Annotated in this window: 18 protein-coding genes and 2 pseudogenes; 5 read left to right on the top strand and 15 right to left on the bottom strand. The window is 47.3% G+C overall.

Features of this window, described 5'->3' with window-relative positions; translation table 11 throughout:
* Positions 1 to 629 precede the first annotated feature (629 nt).
* A complete protein-coding gene (locus QMA35_RS17100) occupies positions 630 to 1,886 on the top strand; it encodes a hypothetical protein (protein WP_281648366.1) in 1,257 nt (418 codons plus the stop codon).
* 17 nt (positions 1,887 to 1,903) lie between these two features.
* On the opposite strand, the gene QMA35_RS17095 is transcribed toward QMA35_RS17100, so the two are convergent.
* The 10 genes and pseudogenes from QMA35_RS17095 to QMA35_RS17050 all read right to left on the bottom strand — a co-directional run.
* On the bottom strand, positions 1,904 to 2,722 hold the full coding sequence (locus QMA35_RS17095; protein ID WP_281648365.1) for a protein kinase family protein: 819 nt from the start codon (positions 2,720 to 2,722) through the stop codon (positions 1,904 to 1,906).
* Entirely contained in the window at positions 2,712 to 6,245 is a 3,534-nt protein-coding gene (tssM, locus tag QMA35_RS17090; RefSeq protein ID WP_281648364.1) for a type VI secretion system membrane subunit TssM, read from the bottom strand. The genes QMA35_RS17095 and tssM overlap by 11 nt, the downstream gene beginning before the upstream one ends.
* Positions 6,242 to 7,189, bottom strand: a complete 948-nt coding sequence (icmH, locus tag QMA35_RS17085; RefSeq protein ID WP_281648363.1) for a type IVB secretion system protein IcmH/DotU — start codon at positions 7,187 to 7,189, stop codon at positions 6,242 to 6,244. The genes tssM and icmH overlap by 4 nt, the downstream gene beginning before the upstream one ends.
* Before the next feature lie 5 nt (positions 7,190 to 7,194).
* The gene (gene tssK / locus QMA35_RS17080) at positions 7,195 to 8,529 is read right to left on the bottom strand and encodes a type VI secretion system baseplate subunit TssK (RefSeq protein ID WP_281648362.1); all 1,335 of its coding nucleotides are present in this window, start codon (positions 8,527 to 8,529) and stop codon (positions 7,195 to 7,197) included.
* Between the two features lie 27 nt (positions 8,530 to 8,556).
* The gene (gene tssJ / locus QMA35_RS17075) at positions 8,557 to 9,171 is read right to left on the bottom strand and encodes a type VI secretion system lipoprotein TssJ (RefSeq protein ID WP_281648361.1); all 615 of its coding nucleotides are present in this window, start codon (positions 9,169 to 9,171) and stop codon (positions 8,557 to 8,559) included.
* Positions 9,168 to 10,337 carry an FHA domain-containing protein gene (locus tag QMA35_RS17070; protein ID WP_281648360.1) on the bottom strand — a complete coding sequence of 390 codons (1,170 nt, stop codon included), beginning with the start codon at positions 10,335 to 10,337 and terminating at the stop codon, positions 9,168 to 9,170. The genes tssJ and QMA35_RS17070 overlap by 4 nt, the downstream gene beginning before the upstream one ends.
* Positions 10,334 to 11,071, bottom strand: a complete 738-nt coding sequence (locus QMA35_RS17065; RefSeq protein ID WP_281648359.1) for a transporter substrate-binding domain-containing protein — start codon at positions 11,069 to 11,071, stop codon at positions 10,334 to 10,336. The genes QMA35_RS17070 and QMA35_RS17065 overlap by 4 nt, the downstream gene beginning before the upstream one ends.
* The gene (locus QMA35_RS17060) at positions 11,068 to 12,231 is read right to left on the bottom strand and encodes an ABC transporter substrate binding protein (RefSeq protein ID WP_281648358.1); all 1,164 of its coding nucleotides are present in this window, start codon (positions 12,229 to 12,231) and stop codon (positions 11,068 to 11,070) included. The genes QMA35_RS17065 and QMA35_RS17060 overlap by 4 nt, the downstream gene beginning before the upstream one ends.
* Positions 12,231 to 13,391: a hypothetical protein gene (locus QMA35_RS17055; RefSeq protein WP_281648357.1), complete on the bottom strand. Its 1,161-nt coding sequence runs from the start codon at positions 13,389 to 13,391 to the stop codon at positions 12,231 to 12,233. The genes QMA35_RS17060 and QMA35_RS17055 overlap by 1 nt, the downstream gene beginning before the upstream one ends.
* A 180-nt stretch (positions 13,392 to 13,571) precedes the next feature.
* Positions 13,572 to 13,814: pseudogene (locus QMA35_RS17050) on the bottom strand (type II secretion system protein); the annotation flags it as partial.
* Between the two features lie 50 nt (positions 13,815 to 13,864).
* Between QMA35_RS17050 and QMA35_RS17045 the strand changes: the two are divergent.
* Positions 13,865 to 14,296 (top strand): hypothetical protein, encoded by a 432-nt coding sequence (locus QMA35_RS17045; RefSeq protein ID WP_281648356.1) that lies wholly within the window; start codon positions 13,865 to 13,867, stop codon positions 14,294 to 14,296.
* A gap of 95 nt (positions 14,297 to 14,391) precedes the next feature.
* Positions 14,392 to 14,754 carry a helix-turn-helix domain-containing protein gene (locus tag QMA35_RS17040; protein ID WP_281648355.1) on the top strand — a complete coding sequence of 121 codons (363 nt, stop codon included), beginning with the start codon at positions 14,392 to 14,394 and terminating at the stop codon, positions 14,752 to 14,754.
* A gap of 197 nt (positions 14,755 to 14,951) precedes the next feature.
* Here QMA35_RS17040 and QMA35_RS17035 read toward each other — a convergent pair whose 3' ends face one another.
* Positions 14,952 to 15,404 (bottom strand): ferritin-like domain-containing protein, encoded by a 453-nt coding sequence (locus QMA35_RS17035; protein WP_281648354.1) that lies wholly within the window; start codon positions 15,402 to 15,404, stop codon positions 14,952 to 14,954.
* Positions 15,405 to 15,477: 73 nt separating this feature from the next.
* Positions 15,478 to 16,034 (bottom strand): annotated as a pseudogene (locus QMA35_RS17030) (IS1595 family transposase); the annotation flags it as partial.
* A gap of 161 nt (positions 16,035 to 16,195) precedes the next feature.
* On the opposite strand from QMA35_RS17030, the gene QMA35_RS17025 reads away from it, so the two are divergent.
* The gene (locus QMA35_RS17025; protein WP_281648353.1) at positions 16,196 to 16,651 is read left to right on the top strand and encodes a winged helix-turn-helix domain-containing protein; all 456 of its coding nucleotides are present in this window, start codon (positions 16,196 to 16,198) and stop codon (positions 16,649 to 16,651) included.
* The gene (locus tag QMA35_RS17020) at positions 16,615 to 17,226 is read left to right on the top strand and encodes an IS630 family transposase (RefSeq protein WP_281648352.1); all 612 of its coding nucleotides are present in this window, start codon (positions 16,615 to 16,617) and stop codon (positions 17,224 to 17,226) included. Before QMA35_RS17025 ends, QMA35_RS17020 begins: the two co-directional genes overlap by 37 nt.
* 173 nt (positions 17,227 to 17,399) lie before the next feature.
* Here the strand turns inward: QMA35_RS17020 and QMA35_RS17015 are convergent, their stop codons facing one another.
* The 3 genes from QMA35_RS17015 to QMA35_RS17005 all read right to left on the bottom strand — a co-directional run bounded on the left by QMA35_RS17015 (position 17,400) and on the right by QMA35_RS17005 (position 19,687).
* A complete protein-coding gene (locus tag QMA35_RS17015; protein WP_281648351.1) occupies positions 17,400 to 18,359 on the bottom strand; it encodes a serine/threonine-protein kinase in 960 nt (319 codons plus the stop codon).
* A gap of 244 nt (positions 18,360 to 18,603) precedes the next feature.
* Complete coding sequence (locus QMA35_RS17010) at positions 18,604 to 18,894, bottom strand: hypothetical protein (RefSeq protein WP_281648350.1); 291 nt, start codon at positions 18,892 to 18,894, stop codon at positions 18,604 to 18,606.
* Between the two features lie 193 nt (positions 18,895 to 19,087).
* Complete coding sequence (locus tag QMA35_RS17005) at positions 19,088 to 19,687, bottom strand: TetR/AcrR family transcriptional regulator (protein WP_281648349.1); 600 nt, start codon at positions 19,685 to 19,687, stop codon at positions 19,088 to 19,090.
* Positions 19,688 to 20,259: the final 572 nt, after the last annotated feature.

Raw genomic sequence — 20,259 nt, 5'->3', positions numbered from 1 at the left:
ACCAGATCCCGAATGGAAACCCGGCTGGCCAGTTGAGCAAACATCATAGCAACGAGCTGAGTCCAGCATGACAGAGTTCTGATGCGATGATCCCCGTTGTGGCGATCAACGACCTTCTGAAACTGGTGACGTGGGATTGTTTTGAGTAACTGTTGGAAAACGCTGTTATGATGCTTCATGTCTGTCTTTTTTGTTTTGTGAAATAGCTGTCTCGACAACCGCTATTTTACCGCAAACCACTAAAGACAGGCATCTCACGCCTTTCTCGATTTTTTTAACCGGACAGCAGTGACTGTATTTACACCATTCAGAGAGGGCATGCATCATGCCACCTAACAGACTTACATTTTCTACTGCTTTTATTTGGGATGATGGAATGTCTTTGAATCCTTGAGCCCACTAAATCGTTCGAGAATGCTGGGCTCGATGTCTGATTGAGAACGTCCCTTAGTACAGCCTTAGTACAGCCTTAGTACAGCCTTAGTACAGCCTTAGTACAGCCTTAGTACAATTGTGGCGATAGCTTTATGAGTTATCGCCGTTTTTTATACGCCTTGTTGGTTGTTTATTATTCGAATGTGCTAGATTCATTAGTCCTGTCAGTCATTTATTAAAACGGATTTTAATCAATGATAAGAGCTTTGTTGCCTGTTTCGCTTGCCATTTTCTTCACAATTTTTCCTGTTAACAGCTCAGCGGTAAAAAGCCATTATCCGGCCAACAAGTGTGGAGTTACCACTAGCACTCCGGTAGAAAAGAGGGGGCAGGAGCCAGGGTTAAGACCATCTGATAGTTGTGCACGCCCGGCCGCTATCCTTGAAAAAAATGCAGATATGAAATCTTATCCTGCAAGGGGTTTTGAGAATGAAGCCGTACGTTTTCCTGCCATGCAGGCATGGATGACTTTTCTACAGGTGGTAAAGCCTGTCGGTCGTGAGGCCAGAAACTTTTCATTTCTTAACTTGCCCTGGAAAGAGCGTAAAGCGGTGTTTTCTTTTCAGCACCATTGGATAAAAGTTTCCAGACAAACATTTCATCCTCAAGAGTCCAGACAGCAGCACATCCGGCTCTCGGGAACAGAGTTAAACAATGGTAGGGCAGATTCTTTTTGCCAAATGGACTCAAAAGATATGGTTTTCTTTAATGAAACCCTTTCAGAGTTTCTTAGAGACAATGATTTATGGCATAAGGCAGGAGTTGTCAGATTCCTGAAGAATGGCAAAAGCATAGTTATGCCCAAAGGGAGTATCAAACTAAAAACCAGTTGGGTGAAAACAGACAGCAAAGAAGATATAGGCAATTTTATTACTGCCCGTGACGGCAAATACCAGCTTTGGAAGCTGGTTTCCATGCATGTTGCTACCAAGCAGTTACCTGGCTGGACGTGGGCAACGTTTGAACATAGAAATAACCCTTGTTTTAACAGACACCTGAAGGCACAGGATAATTTTGGGTACCCTTCCGGGCCGGGCTCTGACTATAGCGAAGAGCTGTTGGGCATGGCTCGCCAAAGTTCAAGTGACGATGACAAGTTTCGTACTTTGGTGGAAATTATTACCAATTACCGGCTTGTTGGAGCTATGACCGATTACACGGACTCTTATGGCAGGCCTGTGATTCTAGGTAATTCCGTGACTGAAGCTGGCTTTCAGACAACATCCAGTTGTTTAACCTGCCATGCGAGAGCTGCCTTGGATGTATCGGGAAAATATCATCCAGACGTTTTTAACAAGAAACAACAAAGCTTCAATGGGGCGCCCCAGTGGGAATGGTTCTTCAAACTGATAGGTTCTGATGAACTGTTTCAGAAATATTTTCAAACAGATTTTATGTGGTCTATTCCCCTATGTGCATCTGCAGATGCATCCGGTAGAACAGACTGTTAGGCGATAAGAGGAGTCGGTCATTGGTATTTGAGCATTCTGCCAATGCCAAAACGCTGTTCCAGATCGACCAGAGTGAGAGATTTTCTTGTTTTCAACTTATGTCGAAGCCAGAAACCACTCAACCAGTTGCCTTTTTTCAGGGGCCATGGCAAAGGCGGTTTATTGAAGTTAACCGCCTGATAACGAGCAAAAGGATGCCCCCCCGTCCATAAGCACCAGATCAGAAGACCTAAAGCGTAGTTATCAATCTGTTCATCAGCTTCATCTTTGCCTATTTCCGGGTGCTGCCACTCCGGAGTGTAATAAGGGTTTGTATATTCTTCACCAAACAGGCGTGTGGCAGAGAAATCGATAAGCTGGATGCTTCCTTTATCGGCATCGACAAAAATATTATCTGGTTTCAGATCTCCGTGTATCCAGCCATTGTCATGGAGATTGTTCAGCGCTTCGGCCAGATTGGTCACCACTCTCCTGCAAAGGGATTCAGACCAGGAAGAAACCTGGCCAGCTTTTAAGAGATCGAGCAAAAGGCTTCCCTGAGCGGGATTCATAACCAGCCAGTGCTGCTCGTGCCAGTTAAGGTATCCCTTTCCGCTAATCAGACCAGGATGAGACTGTAATTGCAGTAGTGAACCTTCCCGCCGCAAAGCAGCAACTTTGCGGGGAGTGGGTTCAATCAGTTTCTTGAGAATAAGGCTTTTGCCGGAATGGCGATCCCAGCCTTGGTAAACCTGAGCGTATCGGGTTTTGGCCAGGGGAGAGCCACACATGAAGCGACCAGCAATAAACCCTGCTTCAGCCAAATCCTTCTGGGCCGTGATATTCTTATCTTGCATAGGCAAAGCTGTCCTTGGAAACTTTATTGATGGCAGGGATAGTAATAATTCTGGATGAAAGGCTCAGGCTCGATAGTAGTGCCGGATCAAAAGGGTTACTGCGGCGATCCAGTTCGAGTTCCAGAGTAATATCGAACTTTTTCAGTCCATAGGTCAGCTGCATTTGACCGTTACCTTCCCACAAACTGCTGTCGGCCATAAAACGCTGCCATGCCCAGGGACCGGAATAACTGTTACGGGCAAGTTGCAGACCACTGTTGGAAAAGTTCAAAGAGAGAATCTCTGCTGAATCCTGAGGCCAGTGTCTTTCTTGCCAGCGCAGTGGTCCGTGGCTGTAGCTGAAGTTGCCGTTACCATCCCGAAGGTTGAAAGTGGTGATATCACTGCTCAGTCGTCGTGCCCGCATGCGGTAACTGATATCCAGGTCACCATTGGCGCTGAAATAGGCGTCACTGATTCGGTCTGCCTGTGCCAGCTGTTTCAGGAATCCCTGGTTAAGAGCCAGCGTTGCTCCATTCACAGTGCGCAGCTGCCAGTGTCGGTTGCCCCTTTCCTGGCTGTAGACAACAAAGGGAGCAAGATAATGATTGATAAACTGATCCAGCTCTCCATCGGGGCGGAGGAATTCGACGAAGTCTCCCAATCTGGTTTCCCTTCGTGCATCTTTGGCAAAGGGGAAGCGGTTGTAGAAACGGTTTTGCCAGGTATTCCAAGGGCCTGAGTGCCAGTTCTCCTGAATATGGTTACCAGCACCTGCCAGCCATTCCTGCCATAAAGCATGAGTCAGTTGTTTGAGCCATACACCGGCTGCCGTTCTTTCCTGTTTTGCCAGACGCTGCAGTTCAGGAAGACTGCTGCCTTCACCTTTGGCAAGTTTTACCGCACTGTCAAAATAAGCCTGGTTGCTGTCAGGGTGTGCACTGATGGCCTGCAGCTCACTGTAGAGAAGATCAAGCTGAGCAGTATAGGCATCTCCCCGATCTGCATAAAATGTGGCATAGGTGCGGAATGTTTCATCAACAATGGCAGCTGTACGCTGTTTCTGCAGCTTTGCCAGTGCGCTGCGGCTGGCACTCTTGGCAATTTTTTTGCTGGCACCTTTCAACCCCAGAGCTTTGGCAGCTTTCTTTTCAGCCTGTTTAGCCAACAGTTTCTTGGTCGGGTCGGAGGGCTCCTCTTCGGTTTCAGGTTCCAGCTGGGTTTGATCGGCAATGGCAGCGATCAGATCAAACAGGGCCGGGGTGTCTCCCTGATAAAGGGATTCCAGAAGCTCTAACTGCTGATCCACACCATGGCCAGGCACCAGGGAAATATTACTGATCAGGGTTTTCCAGATCCGGATATAGTCCAGGAAATACAGTTCCCGAACCTTGCCACTTATGCGGTTTCGTTCGGCCAGAGATAAAGGTTGGTTGTCGCCTTTAACCCGGGCAAGGTTGGCAACGGCCTTTTTTATCAGTTCGGAATCCGAGGTGAGGTCGAGCCTGCCATACCCCTCCCGGGTGAAAATGACCGGCAGATAATATCTATCAAAGCCATCATTGAACCGGAAGTGACTGGTGAAGTTCTCACCCAAACGGTTACGGATATCGATTTTACCGGCGTGTTCCGGTTGTGCGCGGATAAAATCATACACCAGCTGATTATCGATTCTCTGGCTTAGATCACTGCGAGCCTGGGCAATAAGGTTGCTGTCAGGAGTGAAGTTGTCCAGCTGAGTTGACCAAAGGTCATCAAGCAGGGCAAATAGGTAGCCCTCAGTGCCTTCGGGCAGCTCCTCTCGGTCTGCGAGCATGTCAGCGAGATAGTTGTTCAGCTCCTGGTTCTGGCGAATATCTGCATCGAACAGCATCAGATAATGCAAAAGATTGTGGAATACTTCTTCGTTATTACCCAGGTGAACAAAGGCTGAGAGAGTATCTTGACTGCGTTCAGCAAGAGGCAGAAATAGCCGTTGTTGCATCTGATTAATATAAACGTAGCGAACCTTCTCAGCAGCCTGGTGATCAAACAGCCCGATATCCAGCATCGGGGAGCGAGGCTGTTCAAAGGTCTGTACTAATTCACGAAGTCGCAGCAACGGTGGAATGAGGTCTGCAATATCGGCGTTTGTACCCAGAGCATTGATTTCTGTGGTGTAGTTATTGAGCTCTTCTGTTGTCAAAGCCTGCAGATTTTGGTTGTAAACGACATTTTCCCACAGAATCAGAGCGCTCCCTGCCAGTAGTAGAGTTGTCAGTGCTGCAGCACCCAGTACTTTGCCCTGCCAGAAGTGTCGGGCCAGGTTATTTTCCTCGACACCGGCCAGTGTCGGCAGCGCGACCCGCGGAAAGAAACTACGAATAAAATAGCTGTTGTTGCCCAGCCGCTGGGGTTGCTGGCGCTGGTTCTGAAAACCCCAGCTGCGGCTGATTTCGCTGGCCAACAGGTTATAACTGTTGCCTGCCTGCGCTGCAGAACTTAGCCAGACGCCGGCAATCCATGCAACGGGTGCGTGATGACGATTACCATAGAGCTCATCAAAACTGATTTTGATACGCTCCTGTAGCAGGGTGAGCTGCAGAAGAAAGCGGGTTATTGCCTGACGTTCGGTAACGTCTTTCTCACTGTGTAACAGTTCGGTCAGGCGAGTTGTCAGTGATTGCTGTAATTCCTTAAACGCCTGTTGCCAAACGTCAGGTTGATAGCCATCGGGCAGATTGATGCCAAGAGGCATACTGCGTTCGGTACTGCAACTCTGATTAAAACAGGCCTGAAATCCTTCCAGCTGATCACACTGTGTAACCTGTAACCAGACGGGTAGTTTTATCCCTGTCATGGTATCCAGCTCACGCAGTCGGCGACGCAGGTGTCTTGCCTGTTCCTGCAACCAGGAAGGCTGATGCACAATCAACTGGTTTGCCGAGCGGGCCACAAGCACTCCTGTTAAAGGCTGGCGGGGGCGGTAACCTTTCAGTAAAGAAAAGAGGTGCTGAAGAATCGGTGTATCCAGTTCACTGGTGTTTTCTTCCAGATAATGTCCGGCAAGTTCCAGAACAACGGCATGTTCACTGATCCAGAAGACAATATCGTCTGTTTCACGTTCATTGTCGCTTTCGGTAAGGGACGTGACACGCTCAAAACCAGCTTGCTGCAGCCAGCTGCTTTTTCCAGAGGTATCGTCACCAAGCATGGCCAGCCAGGGGAGTGAATAGGAGTTATATCCACCGGGCTGTGTCTTGAGTTGTTTGAGCAGCTTTTTCCAGTTCTGGTTCAGGCGCTGCTTCTCTCTGCGCAGATATTGAAGTTCCTGATTCTGCTGCAGACGATGCTGGTGTTGGCGCCATTTGCTGATGCCATAAAGCAGAGCCCATAGCAGAGCGGGTACACCAATAATCAGTAAGGAAAGCTCAACCCGGGTGCTTAGTTGTTCTAATCCAGATAGGGCTTCAGGCCATATGTAATAACCAGCCCAGATTAGAAACAGGGAGAAGCAAAGTAAAATGATTAAAATTATAGTCAGGTTTTTTTTCAGGGAACTCATGGTTGAAACTGCTCCATATCGTCCGCTGTGCTGTTATAGATGGTACCCATGCCTGGTCCGGGCCTTACCCAGTTCTGCAATGAATCTAACTTCTGTGGCTGACTGTTGTAGTCATTAATCCAGAACGCGGTGACGCCGTATCCAGCCAGTAAAAGAACTGGAATCAAAATCAACCAGGGCGTTTTTCGAAACAGCCGTAAAGGCTTCCAGCTTCGATTAACGGGAGGGTGCTGACGTTCTTTAGCTGCAGGGCGCACCCTGCTTAATTCACTGTAAAGCTCTGCGCACAGCCGGGTTAAGTCATGACTGTTGTTTTGATAAGAAGTCAGAGCCGGGTCTGGTTGATGCTGATAACGCCCTTTGAATCCTATACGCAGTAGAACATACATCAGCTCCAGAAGTTCAGACTGCTGTTCCGGTTGCTGGCGAGCCTGATCTAAAAGCACAAAAAAGACTTCGCCGCCATTTCGCTGTTGGAACAGACGGCTGACCAGACTGTGATTTTCCCATGCTGCCTTTCTGCCCCAGGGTGTCTGGTTAATACCTTCATCCAGGGATGCGCACAGTGCATAACAGCAACGGTCCATCAGGCTTTGTGGGTGACCACAGAGCCGTCCACGGTTATTCAGGGCTGACACCTGGTTGACCAGGTTTTCACGAAACTCTGCCAGACTTAAAGGCTGGTGGAGCTGTGGCAGGGTGACCAGCAAAGCAAGCAGTTCAGCCGACAGGTTAATCAAACTGTTATTGCTGGCTTGAAAGTCATTCAACTCTTCCCTGGCATGACCATGGATTCCCCAGTTCTGGCGTGTTTGTGTCGTTGCCGACGAAGTGGGTTCGTCAGCAAAATCTTTGTGAGCAAATGTTGCCGACGACTGATCCTGTACAGCATCCTGGTGCCGGGGAACTGTGTCGCTGCGCTGAAAACTGAATACCTGTCCCATAAATGTTACCTCACCACATACAGGGCGACTTTGCTGTCGGCCGGTATCTGTTCATCTATGTGGAGAGCAATGGCATCCTGGTTGGAGATAATCTCCTGCCAGAGTTCATGGCTGGTATCCACTTCAAAGTAAACCGTATCTGCCCTGGCTTTCAGCTCAAGAGGAGGAATCTGCATCGCTGTTAATGACACTGCAGATAGAGCACCTCGAACTCTTTCGGCAATGCGCTGGTGGCCTGCAAGCTTGGCCGCTGCCGGGAACAATTCACGGCAGCGACCAGGCCCCAGGGAACTGGTAACTGCCAAGATAAAGCGGCCATCATTAAACAGTGAACGATCTTCTACCATTGTGCGCAATAAGCGACGACGTGAGAATAAGCTGTCATCCCATGGTAGAGAGAGAATCTTCTCGTTGCGTGCCTGTCTCAGGTTTTGCTGAAGTGCCGTTAAAACCGGAGCAAAGGATTGATAGGGCTCTTCAGGGTTGTAGTTCTGAAACTCAGGAGCCAGTGTTGTGGTGAAGGTTGATAAGTCAGCAGCCATGGTGACCAGCTCCCGATGAAGCTCTCCCGGGCGCAGGCATTCACCGCCTGCAATACTGGTCAGACGCGCAGAGTAGCGATTCAGAGCCTGCAGCCACAGGTATTCCAGCTGCATGGTGTGAACGCTTTTCTGTTCTGCGTGAGGGCCTATTTGGTTAGCCATTGCGGCAGCTCGGCTTCTCATGCGTGCCTGCAGATTTTGCACCTGTTCTTTTAGAAACTGACTGCTGCGATAGTCGAGGCACCGGGGAATGAATGTTGAGTCCAGCAGCAGGCGGCCATCATTTTGTTTCTCTTGTATACGGGCAACTGGCAGGCGTATATGTGTGTCGGGCTCTTCATCTGCCAGCAAGAGCTTCAGGTTCAAACGTGAAAGAGTCAGTGAAACAGGGTCGTTGTCCCGATCCGCACTGTCGTAGACCTCACGATCAAAACTGAGATGCCGCGAAGCTCCTGAGTTTTGTTCATCTTCCGAGCTGGTATCGACAGTACCTGGGCGAACGGCTGGCAGAGCCAGATAAATCAGAGAACCGGGTTCTGGTGTTTCAACTTTCCGAACAATGGCGCTCTCGCAACGGAATGGTGTTCCGTCTGGAAGAATGCCACTGCACCGGCGCAGCATAAAATGCCCGATAGACAACTGTTCCAGGTCGATAGTTAATTCAGAGAAACCAGTCGGCTTTCCCGCAGATAAAGCAACCAGCTGACGGCTGTAAGATTCCAGGTGGCGCTCCTGCTGCTGGAAATGCTGGGGGCTGAGAAACATACCCTCATGCCATACGGTACGATTATTATCCATTGGCGAATTCCATGCTTTGTTATCCGGTTACTGCTGACCAGAAGAGTGATTTGGTTCCGGATTTTCTGCGCCGGGATTTGCGATACCGGGAATGCTGTTCAGCTTCTGACTCCACCAGTCCTGGGCTTGTTCAATGGCATTCCGTTCGGGTGAAATTCGCAGAAAAAGACTGTTGTCATCCATCGTCAGACGGCCGATATTGCGGGTGCCCTGAACAACGGGGGCAATAACCCGGGCATCGGCATCCAGATACCGAGAGAACTCTGCCAGCACAGCGATATAGCGAGTGGCAGCATCAAGGTTGATCGAGAGTTGAGTTCGTTGACCTGGGCGCTGGGCCGGAATGCGGTGTATTTTGATCAGGCTGTCTTGGAGTGCAGCAGAGTCTTGATCAAACAGATCCAGAAAATCTGCTTGGGAGAACAAATCTGCAGCCTGGAGTTCATAGAGTCGTATGATTAAGGGAGACGCTTCTCCACGGTCATTGGGGTTCAGGTCGTAACCAGCCTCCAGAGATAGTTCCAGTGTGGTGTCGCTGTTCTGAATTTGACTGACTTGATCTACTGACCCCGAGAAAATACTGCAGCCACTCAGCAGTAACGCTGCCAGCACTGTGATGACAAGAGCGTTCAAGAGTTTCATGTATCTTTCTCCTGAAGCTTACGCATAGCATCCTGGAAACGGGCGGTAAACGTCAGTCGTAACGTCTGTTCTTTCATAACCCGCTTGAAATGACGGCTGTATAGTTGCCAGTTATCTCGCTTCTTGAGCCAACCATCTTTTTTTGTGGAGTAGTCGTCGAACAGGTTTTCCAGATAAGACGGTGAAAAATCCATCAGTGTCTGCTCAAGAGCTTCTCCCATGCAGTGATAGATCATTTTTTTCTGCAGGCGGCTCTTTTTCTTCAACATCTCCCGCAGGTGCTGGTTCTCTTCCTGAAGGCGATAAAGTTCACTACCAGTCTGCGCTGTGAAAGTCGGTAAAGCTTTGGAGGTGCGAGCTCGCACAGATGCTGTTGGTGGGTTTTGCACCATCGTGTTGTCCTGGGTCTGTGCGGTAACAGGCTCTGAAGGTTTAGCAGGCTCTGAAGGTTTAGCAGGCTCTGAAGGTGTAACAGGCTGATGCAATGAAGCAATAACGTCCACGGGTTGGATGCCATGTACATCATCACTTTCCTGCTCAAGCACATTAATTAGGTTGTCTGATGTAACCTTTACTGGCCTTGTATCCTTTTCTTCAGTAGGCAAAGGCTGAGACAGGAAAGATTCACTAGCGGAAAGGCTTATATCTTCCGGTATTGGCAAAGATGAATTTTGGGAGTCGCTGGCTACTGGGTTTGTGAATGGGTCATCCAGAGCAGCAGGAGGTTTAGTGCCAGAAAGTTTTTGTGATTCTGCTGAGTCCGCAAAAGGATCATCCTCATCAATCTCTGGCTCAGCACTCTCAAAAGAGAGAAGTGGTGATCCAGGAGTCAGGCTGACTTCTGGAGAGAACAGGTTCACCTGTATACGGTATTCACCGCAGGTAAGAATGTCACCATCTACCAGAGTGTGTCGTCTGTTACGTCCAAGAGGTCTGTCTGACTGGTTAATAAACAGTCCATTGATACTTGTGTCTTCAATGAGCCACTTATCGTCTTCCTGCAATAGCCGGGCATGGCGGCTTGAAATCATACGGCTATTATCTGGCAGGGAAACCGTGCAATCTGGTGCCCGCCCGATAAGCCCCCCGGAACTGACAACTTTAAAGAAAGTGTCTGCCAGTAACTCCCCTTCAGGAATATGAATGACCTGGAGTTGTAGGCTCATGGCTGTTCCTTCTGTGTGCGGCAGTGTGACAGTGCACGATTGAAGCTTTCCAGAAAGCCGGGATTGTTCTGCAGAAAGGTATTGCTGAAATAGACGCCTAGGTCACTGCTGCGTATTTCCAGCTGGTTGAAGATATCGAGCTTGATTCCTCGGCGTGCCAGCTCTTCTTCCATAACCAGACGGGTCTCCAGAACTGCACTGACCTTTCTATCGAGAAGAAGATCTACAAGACGACGGGTATCTTTCGGGTATTTGTCGACTCGGTAACCTTTTTTCATCAGCCAGAACCATTTACCTGATCCAAACGTGGCGGCAATGCTGACATTTTCCTTGTAATCCATGGTGGCAAACAGGTCACTGGCGGTGTCCTGAAAGCTGTAGAGAACCCAACTCTGCTGGGCTACTGGAGCCGACAACGTTGCATATTTGTCCCGTGCCTCGTTTCTGGAAGCCAGGAAAAAGCCATCAAACTCACCACGGCGTACGTTCAGCTGGGCGTTGCTCCATTCCATAAAGGCAATTTGGTAGGGCTGCTGCATAGTCGCCAGCGCACAGCGCACCCGATCGATAGCAATACCACTTACCTGTCCTGAAGGTGTTGATGTCTGATAAGGTGACCACTCCTGGGTTGCCAGCTTTATTCTCTCTGCCGAAGCGGCCACTGTTGTGAACAGCATAAGCGGCAACAGCACGCTGACTCTCAAAGCGGCCAGCTTATTACCTTGTCTGTTCAACCTGCATTCCCCTTTGTTGTACTAACTGACCTTTGTTGTACTAACTGACCATTGTTGTTAAATAGAATGGTGGCCAGCTCAAACATGCGGACCGGGACTTTCCAGCCGGACTCCTGAACCTTTTGAAAGTTTATAGCTATATCCGGCGGTGAAAGCTCTCCAACCGGTAACTGGTCTGGTGTAACAGAACCATTCAGTATTTGCCGCGCGTAAAGTGCAGCAAGAGCTGCATTACTGGTAAAACTCGTTCCTATAGCCAGCATTGGGCTAAATGGCTTAGAGCTGACTAAATCAGGAACAGCGGTGATTACTGGTGTGTTACCTGCCAGATCATCAATAAGATCCAGATGTTGAAAAAGAACTGTGCTCCCTGTTATCCAGAGCAGAGAGTTTCCTTTGTGTTTTGAACGGTTTCTGAATTGTTTAACAACATCTGGCAGTTTTTGTTGAATGCTGTCTTCTGTTCTGACCTGTGAAATTGCCAGAGTCTTAACGTCTATACCTGCAGACTCTGCGGCAGCCACAAGAGGTTGCACCTGTGTTTTCAGGGCGCTGTTGTTATTTTCTCCGTACAGAATTCCAATAGCTGCTAATTGAGGGTTCAGAGTTTGCAAATAGCTCAGAAGGCTGCTGGCCTGAATATCCAGTGAAGTAAACGCATAGCTGTCAACGGTTGGCTGATAGCTATCAATTAAGCCAAGAATGACCGGATCTTTTGCCGTGACTGTGACTACGGGTGTTTGCAGTTGAGGATACTTTTTGTAGAGCTTTGCGGTGGCGGAAGACCCAGCAATAAATATCAGGTCAAATTTGTCATCCATCATCAGCTGCTCGGTTAACTCTGGCGCAGTACGGTTATTGACCAGTGTATAGCTGGCATCTATCCGGTGCTTTTGGAACGACCGGCCAATGGTTACAAAAGCCTGATCATAAGCCTGCGAGGTTTTGGAATAGATAAAGAGTATCTGCTTTTCAGAAGTTGGCGACGTTTTGCCTTGCTCGGCAAAATTAAGCGACCACGAGGTAATATCATCTTTCACTCCAAACCAATAGGGAAACACCGGAAGCTGGCTGTAGCCAGGCTCTGCAATACTTATTAATACGCAAACGCTGAGCAATCGGATGCAGTGACACAGGTTGGTTTGCAGGTGTTGAACCATTAGTGAAGTAACCTGCAGATATGTGGCATGGAATCTGGCAGAGTTTTCATGCGCAGGCTGATAGCATTAAGAAGCTGTGACTCGATCAGCTCTTCATAGCTCATCCGCTCTTTTGGAAGGCCATGACAAACCAGGCTGGTTTTGTGGGGTCCGGGGCGGGTCAGGTCAGGCTTGGGGTTTGCTTCCATGACTGAGAGCTGGCCGTTAGCATTCATGCGAATATCAACGCGAACCAGCCCTTGCAGGCAAAGGCCAGCATGCACCTGCTGACCCAAGAGATTTATTTTCTGAATAAGCTCTTCATTATCGACGGACACCAGCCTGTTGGATGAAATCGCTTTTTTATCCATGGAGGTGAAAACATATTCATTGTCTTCAAGCTTTCTTTCAATGACTGAAAAGGCAAAAGGGGTATCAAGAGCATTCAGTCGGTTATTGTTCTTGACAATAGGGCCGCCGACTGCGACAACAAATTCACGCCCCGGCAGGTACTCTTCTACCAAAACTGTATGTGAAGTTTTTTTGATGGTTTCCTGAGTTAACAGCCAGGCTTCGTTAATATCTTTTGCGTAGTTGACATAAATGGACGCTCTGCCAGAGGTCGGTTTCACAATATAAGGTCCGTTACTCTGGCCAAAACGCTGTTCTATTCTGGCCTTAAATTCTTCAAAGCTTTGGTTACAGTTATGGCATACAAGAAATGTAGGAGTGGGAATGCCAAGATCTGTGAGTGCCTGTTTGAACAGATGTTTGTTATCAAGTTGGGTGGCATTAAGAGGGTTATGTCCCACGTAAGGAAGACCAACCATTTCCAGTATGGCCGGAAGGTGTGACATGGGGTTATAACCCTGCAGGCCACCACTGTTACAGAACACAATATCAATGCCATGACTATGGAGCTGTTCGAGAAGTTGGGCATTTTCCGGCAGAGTGATTACATGGCGATAACCAGCGTTGCGCAGGGCTTCTGCAATCTGTTGGGCGACAGATTCATAGCTTTTGGTGGCTCTGGGATTGTGTGTTTTATAGAAACAGCTGCCTTCGTCATATTTATTTCCACCATGAATAACAGCAATGGAGAGATGCTGTTTTAGCCTGTTGTGGTTGTTGGACAGGGCTGCAATAACATTGTGCATGGAGAAACTACTACCGCTTGTCATCTCTGGTCAGTGGGGTTACGCAGAGAGCAGAGAAGAAGATTCACTGAATTTTGACAAGACGATATGTGCAGGAAGGGCAAGGAGTCGATAACGAAAATGGGAAGAGAAAATATTATTTTCGCAAAAACGCAAAGAATCGTAACCAAAGTAAATTCAATCATTACATCTTTGCGTATGCACTCACTTAACATTCTTAACGTTGGTTGCTGTTCCTGCCTCACCAGCAGGAGGAAGCTTCCCGGTTACACAGTAATACGCCACGATAACCTTCGCACCTTCGCACCTTCGCACCTTCGCACCTTCCGCAAGGCTGATCGCTTCTCGTATTTTGGTTTGGCCAGCGTTTTTCTCGAACTCTGTCATGGGGTAGGCTGCCAGAATCGAAATCATCGCAACGACGACCACCAGCTCAATTAAGGTAAATCTTCCCCCATAATTGAGGCCTTGTTTGAGCCTGTTTGCGGTGAGTCGTTATGAGTGAAATTCTGGAGCTGAGAACAGGGCAGGTTGCTTATATCAGCAGCCTGATGTGTGGCTTTGCACTCTCTATAGCTGTGCAGGTTATTCGAGGGAGGGATCCAAGACCTCTTGCCACCTTTTGCTTTCTGCTGTTTACCATCAGCGCACTGTTGTTTCTGCTTGCGCTCTATGTGGATGTATCCCTGATTTTGCGGCTTGCGGGTGTCCAGTTGTTTACTGAGCCTTTAATTGCACAAGTGGTTTATATCAGAAATTTCAGTACTACTGGAGCCACCGCAGGCGTTCTGGTTTTTCTGGTTGCAATCGGTATAACCGGGTGGCTTCGGTCGTCATGGGCTGGCTGGGTTTCAACAGTCATTATGCTCGTAACACTTATTGCTGTCGGGGTGGCCAGAGAGATTATTGTCAGTTTGCCCGTTCCATAATTCATCAAACGATGAAATTAGCAGAATTAATGCCCTGCCAGTTATTTCCGGTCTTTCGTAGAATATTCACCGGATGATGAATTTGCGGAGATTCTATGGCTGCTGCAGGGCGTCCCAAAGGTGGCTCTGATGCACGTATCCGTCTTGTTAACAGTGCCCGGCAACTCTTTGCCGTCATGCCTTATGAGAAAGTGACTACCCGATTGCTGGCAAACCGGGCAGAGGTGAACGCTGCCCTGACTCGTTACTACTCTGGTAATAAAGATGGTCTGTTTGAAGCCATGATGGCGGAAGTGACTCTGCCGATAAGGGAACAGCTTTATAGGGCCGCTTCTGATTCCAGCGCCGGCAGTATGGTGCAGGTGTTACGGACGTATTATCGTGTCATGGCACCCAATCCAGAAATTCGCCACTCAATCAATCTGTCCCAATCCCTGGATGACGGGGTTGATCCGTAGCTGGCCTGGTTATCTCTGATTAGCCTGACAGTTTTTCTTTTTCTTATAGAGCCGGTAGCCAGAGAGAAAGAGATGTTTGATCTGGATGAAGAATTTTTAGAGCGACTGGCAGAACATAATGTGCGGTTGTTAAAGCATGGTTATGTGGGAATTGTTTGCAGACTGCTCACGACAAACAGCCTGCACGGTTTAAGCAATCAAATAACGCTGGCAATCTCTCCAGGTTGCCGCAACATCTTATCGATATCACCAATATGTCCTTCTTCTTCGGCGATCAATCGACGGGCATATTCTTCAATCAGCACCGATTTTTCCTTTTCCGCCAGATCCAGAAGCTGGTAATAGAGAGCTACACCATCTTTCTCAAACTGCAGGGATTCGATCAAAATACTGTGAATGTCGTGCTGGGAGGTTTCCAGTAGTTCTCCAATGCCAATGGAAGGATGCTCGCCCAAATGTGTAATCATTTCTCCAGCTTCATAAGCATGTGTGAGAGTTTCCGTCGCTGCGCTGCGCAACCATCCTACGATAGGGATTCGACTGTAACCAAAGACCATAAAACTGTAGTGGGTGTACCGCACAACACCGGCCAGCTCATGTTCGAGAATACCATTGAGCTTGGCCACGAGAGCGGCTTTGTGACTGGACATGCTGCAATCTCCACGGTTTTTATGACTCATCAGGCCCGTGGAGTATAGACAAGAGATTTTTCCTGAAACTGGTCACCATGCTGAATCGCATAGAGAGCGGGTGGTTTTCTTCATTGGTTTCCACGGCAGCAACAAACGGGTGTTTATTTTCGGAGCCCCGCCCTGGCTTTCCTCCGTGCTTTTCACTGCCCCAATACGCATCGTCTATCTGGACGTACTCTGCAAGGGGCGACTGTCATCGCGCTCTTTTATAACCTGCATGAGTTTGTGCTTCAGTCGCCATGTGGCGTTGTAAGAGATACCCAGCTGTCTCGATAGCTCAAGAGCTGAGATCCCGTTCTTTGTCTGAGTCATCAGGTACATGGCCAGGAACCAGACCGTAAATGGTAGCTTTGTGGATTCCATGATGGTGCCCGTCGTCAGAGAAGTCTGATGATGGCATCGGTTGCACTGGAACAGTTCACGAGTCGTGAGGATGCAGTGCTCTTTGCAGTGACACAGGGGGCATGCAAAGCCGTCTGGCCAACGCTACTGAAAGAATTGATCGCGGCACTGTTCTTCTTTGCCGTACTGAGGCAGGAATGCTGGCAGGGACAAGCCTTTCTGGAGCTGGACTTTGTTTTTAGGCATGACGTCACCTTCACTTGGGCAGAAAACCAGTGTCGTCAGTTTAGTCTATGAGTCGTGGCTGAGGTTACTGATGCATCCTATGCATCCTATGCATCCTATGCATCCTAACTATAGACAACTGCTGTCGTATGGTATCCTCACCGCAGTTGTAGTGAGGTGTTATGAGCAAAGTCGACGGTCGTAAAATTTCCCATAAAGTGCGAGAGCAAACCCGCTTCAGGGCTATCGAAGACTGGCTCAATGGCATGAGTCCACCGGCCATGGCTGATAAGTATGGAACTTCCCGAAAAATCGTTCATCAATGGATTAACCGTTACAAACAGGACGGTTTTGATGGCCTCAAGACCCGAACAGGCAAACCGGGAAAAAGCCCCAGACTCGCTAAAGAACAACGAGACCAGCTCAGTCTGCTTCTGAGAATGAAAACCCCTCAGGATTTTGGCTACGAGACAACATTATGGACCTGCGCCATCATTGCTGCAGTGATTCATCAGCAGTTTGATGTGAAATACGCCAACAACACCGTTTCCCGCTTGCTAAAAAGTATGGGGTTCTCACCACAGAAGCCCCGTTGGGGAGCTTGGCAACAGGATCAAAAAAAGTCGAACGGTGGCTGACAGACGATTACCCTGCTATCCGCACTCAGGCTGATGAGGAAGATGCCATTATCTTTTTTCTTGATGAGTCTACAGCCAAATCAGAAGCCCACAGGGGAAGAACCTGGGGGCTGCGTGGTCAGACACCCACGGTCAGGGTGACAGGAGCCCGGCACAGACTGAACCTTATTTCCGCCGTAAGTTCTGAAGGTTTGTTGCGGTACAAAACATTTACGGGAAAACTTGACCAGTGGGCCTTTATTCGCTTTTTGAAAAGCCTTCTGAGTAGTGTTCGTAAGCCTGTGATTATCATCACTGATGGACACCCTGCCCATAGAGCGAAATCAGTGCGCCAGTTTGTAGAGAAAGAGCCCCGTCTGCTTGGCCTGCACTTGTTACCCAGTTATTCGCCAGAGCTGAATCCTGATGAATTAGCTTGGAGCTATCTGAAGCAGAAGCTGGGCAAAGTTGCCCACAGGTCGAAAGAGAATTTCATTCGATTGATACGAAAGACGATGAAGCCGCTCCAGAATTCACCAAAAACAGTGGCAGGTTTCTTCCGCCAATATCATACGGCGTATGCCTGTAGATACTAGTTACCTATGGTTTGGATTGATCAGTAGATGGTAATCAGGTTATTCTTTGCGAGCGGCGTACAGGAGCCACTGAGGAAGTTGCTGAAATCAATCCAGCTTTCATGCTCTGAAAATCAGGCAAAGAGCCTGTTGCTACTTTTGATGCGACTTCAGGGGGAAAGGTTGAGGAAGCTTTATGTGTTGAGAGTATGCTTTAGTTCATCCCGCTTTTGTATGAAATGTCTTTGAGAGAATATTCTACTTGCGTTAAATCCTTCTCCCTTTGGCTGTGTTACAAAACATGATGCAAGAGCTCTTTTCGTTGTTTCATCCACGTCCTTATGCCATATTTTTTCATCACAAGCTAGACTTTCAGATTTTTTCTCACTAAATGGATCTCGGGGACATTTTTGATAGCTTTCAAAAAAGTACATACGTACCTGTTCGAAATCCTTCTTCTCTTCACGGCATTTTATTTTCAGCTGAAGAAATAACAATTCAATTCCTGTTAACTTAAGAGCACGATCTAAACCTTTATTAAACAAATCAGAAGACTCAGCATTAAGCGCATAGAATTCCAGATCTATTAATTTTACATTTCCATCTTTATATGAAAAAACCATATTCCCGAATCCATAATCATCTGGCACAATCCCAACCGTTTCAAAGTTCTCATTAATGCTTAATATTTGAAAGCATATTTCATTCCACTGAAAAATGGATAACGTATGCATACATTCCTTTAAAAAGTCGCAAAAGTCTATATCGGAGAGTTCTAAAGTAATAGTTCCTTTATTGTCATTATAAAAACTCCCATAATATGCAGTGAAATTTTTATGTGGATTTTTATTTAACAACATATATCCATTTACCTCTCTTAGGAAGAGTTCTTTTAAATAATCTTCTTTAAAGCAACTTTTTTTAAAATCATACTCCTTTACTGCAATAGAGCACTTTCTTTCAGTCAAACACCTTGACATAAAAACACGAGTGTATGCATGCTGGGAAATAATTTTCTCTATAGGCAAGGTCATTTCTGAAAAACTTGGAATTTTGTCAACTGACATACCGTGAAAACAAACCTGTGATCGATCATCTACAGATACTTTTATCTTTTTAAACTTTACTGCCATTTCATCAGCTATTGCTTCCATGCTTTTTCACCATACGCATTAACTCATGTAGAGTATGACTAAGACCAATAACTTTAAACTAACCATAAAGTAAGAACACATAACAATGGAACTATTCAGCGATTAAGTTGGCAAACCCAATGTTTGGCCAGTTTCTCAATCAGTCGATATGCTGTTAACTCACAGTGACTCAAAGCTCTGCACCACTATGGATACTGATAATTGTGGAAAATGAGGGGAAGTCCATACATTTCTTAGACCTTCATTAAATGAGTTCTCTGTACATATTATTAGGCCCTCGTATATAAAAACCACCGCTTTGGCTACCTTTCTCTAACGTTTTTGCGCCACCATTTTCTGAGTAGCTCCCATCTTCAAACGTTAAGCCAGGCTCTTCAGGATTTTCAGGATTTTCAGGATTTTGAGCAATATATTTCGCTGAAATATATAAAAATTCTTTGCAATTACCTTCAAACCCCAATTCCGTTAAATAATGAGAGATAAAATCATCGGGATCAAGGTCATTACCCACTTCAAAATGATAGTGTCGAGACAAAGGATGATTGCACTTATTGTATTAATCCAGCCCGTACTGAGGCAGGAATGCTGGCAGGGACAAGCCTTTCTGGAACTGGACTTTGTTTTTAGGCATGACGTCACCCTCGCTTGGGCAGAAAGCCAGTGTCGTCAGTTTAGTCTACGAGTCGTGGCTGAGGTTAGGTGGTGGTCAGGTAAGCGTATCAGCTTATTTACAGGTTTCTTAGGGTGCGCAGAAGCTGGGTGACTGATTGTACAATGGGTCGTAGGGGTTGTTTGAATTCGCCAATGGCCCATTGAATGTAGCAACCATGAATCATACCCAGTAGGGCGGAAGCCATTTCGTCTGTTACAGTGAATGTGTCATCGGATAATGTACGAATAATCTCTTGCCGGTGACTTTGCCAGGTAACGAAGATTTTCTCCCGTACGGGGTCGCTCAGATCAGAGCTGAATACCAGTCCCAGAATGATGCCCTTCAACTTGGGACGCTTCTCTATAAGTGTGACAATATGATCCAGCATGGCTTCCAGTCGTTTCAGGACTGGCAGGTGGCCGAGCTGCATATCATGAACGGAGCTTTCAATTTCCTGGAATACTTGATGTATAGCATCAGCTACCAGCATTTCCTTACTGCCAAAATGCCAGAGAACACTGCTTTTGGCGATGCCCGCCTCTTTGGCGATACGATCCAGTGACAGGGCTTTCAAATCATACTGTTCCAGAAGACTGATGGTGGCTTCCAGAATTTTTTGTTTGCTCTCTTCTCCCCGGCGGTATTTGCGAACATTTGTGGGGGCTGATACTTGCATAAATCTTTGCCTTATTTTGTTAATGCGGTTGGCAGTTACCGTCATTGGAGAGTAAAGGTGATACCGGATAGTGTGATCATATCGTTCTTCTTCCCCTGTCGGGGTGGCTGTGTTGTTCAGGTTATCAGGTCATTACGTCAAAACTTGTGACTTTCTGTTTGTCTGGCTTGACTCTTTCTTTGCCTCTCTTTAATTTGTACTGACCGTTCAGTACAAATTCAATATTTAAAATAAAAAAACTGAAGGAATCATTATGACTCTGTTGCAAACGAGTGGCTCCGAATAACTGTATCCGTATACTCGTTGATAGGGGCAGAGAGCTGTTTTCCAGTAGCCGGTCAGGTTTCTGAGTGCTGTGATTCCCTGAAGATAAATAACAACAATAAAAACAGAACAAGAAAAGTCAGGTTCCAACATGCAGAATATTGCCGCTTTGCTCCAGCGCAGTGCTTTCCTTTACTCTGAAAAAACTGCAGTCGTTTGTGGTGACACCCGTTTAACCGGCTCTGTTCACAATACATGTTGGTGCATGAACTATACTTCTGAGCACCGGTTTCTGTCGTGTAATTGGA

This window comes from Parendozoicomonas sp. Alg238-R29, assembly GCF_947331445.1.
Lineage (GTDB): Bacteria > Pseudomonadota > Gammaproteobacteria > Pseudomonadales > Endozoicomonadaceae > Sansalvadorimonas.
The sequence above is the reverse complement of the archived record's forward strand: the minus strand, read 5'-3'. Positions and strand labels throughout refer to the sequence as shown.

What these genes read in the sequence shown, in the direction of transcription:
- tssJ (WP_281648361.1), bottom strand. Translation starts at nt 9,171, where the DNA reads ATGAAACTCTTGAACGCTCTTGTCATCACAGTGCTGGCAGCGTTACTG.
- QMA35_RS17095 (WP_281648365.1), bottom strand. Translation starts at nt 2,722, where the DNA reads ATGCAAGATAAGAATATCACGGCCCAGAAGGATTTGGCTGAAGCAGGG.
- QMA35_RS17005 (WP_281648349.1), bottom strand. Translation starts at nt 19,687, where the DNA reads ATGCAAGTATCAGCCCCCACAAATGTTCGCAAATACCGCCGGGGAGAA.
- QMA35_RS17055 (WP_281648357.1), bottom strand. Translation starts at nt 13,391, where the DNA reads ATGACAAGCGGTAGTAGTTTCTCCATGCACAATGTTATTGCAGCCCTG.
- tssM (WP_281648364.1), bottom strand. Translation starts at nt 6,245, where the DNA reads ATGAGTTCCCTGAAAAAAAACCTGACTATAATTTTAATCATTTTACTT.
- QMA35_RS17040 (WP_281648355.1), top strand. Translation starts at nt 14,392, where the DNA reads ATGGCTGCTGCAGGGCGTCCCAAAGGTGGCTCTGATGCACGTATCCGT.
- QMA35_RS17100 (WP_281648366.1), top strand. Translation starts at nt 630, where the DNA reads ATGATAAGAGCTTTGTTGCCTGTTTCGCTTGCCATTTTCTTCACAATT.
- QMA35_RS17025 (WP_281648353.1), top strand. Translation starts at nt 16,196, where the DNA reads ATGAGCAAAGTCGACGGTCGTAAAATTTCCCATAAAGTGCGAGAGCAA.
- QMA35_RS17070 (WP_281648360.1), bottom strand. Translation starts at nt 10,337, where the DNA reads ATGAGCCTACAACTCCAGGTCATTCATATTCCTGAAGGGGAGTTACTG.
- QMA35_RS17045 (WP_281648356.1), top strand. Translation starts at nt 13,865, where the DNA reads ATGAGTGAAATTCTGGAGCTGAGAACAGGGCAGGTTGCTTATATCAGC.
- QMA35_RS17035 (WP_281648354.1), bottom strand. Translation starts at nt 15,404, where the DNA reads ATGTCCAGTCACAAAGCCGCTCTCGTGGCCAAGCTCAATGGTATTCTC.
- QMA35_RS17060 (WP_281648358.1), bottom strand. Translation starts at nt 12,231, where the DNA reads ATGGTTCAACACCTGCAAACCAACCTGTGTCACTGCATCCGATTGCTC.
- QMA35_RS17015 (WP_281648351.1), bottom strand. Translation starts at nt 18,359, where the DNA reads ATGGAAGCAATAGCTGATGAAATGGCAGTAAAGTTTAAAAAGATAAAA.
- icmH (WP_281648363.1), bottom strand. Translation starts at nt 7,189, where the DNA reads ATGGGACAGGTATTCAGTTTTCAGCGCAGCGACACAGTTCCCCGGCAC.
- tssK (WP_281648362.1), bottom strand. Translation starts at nt 8,529, where the DNA reads ATGGATAATAATCGTACCGTATGGCATGAGGGTATGTTTCTCAGCCCC.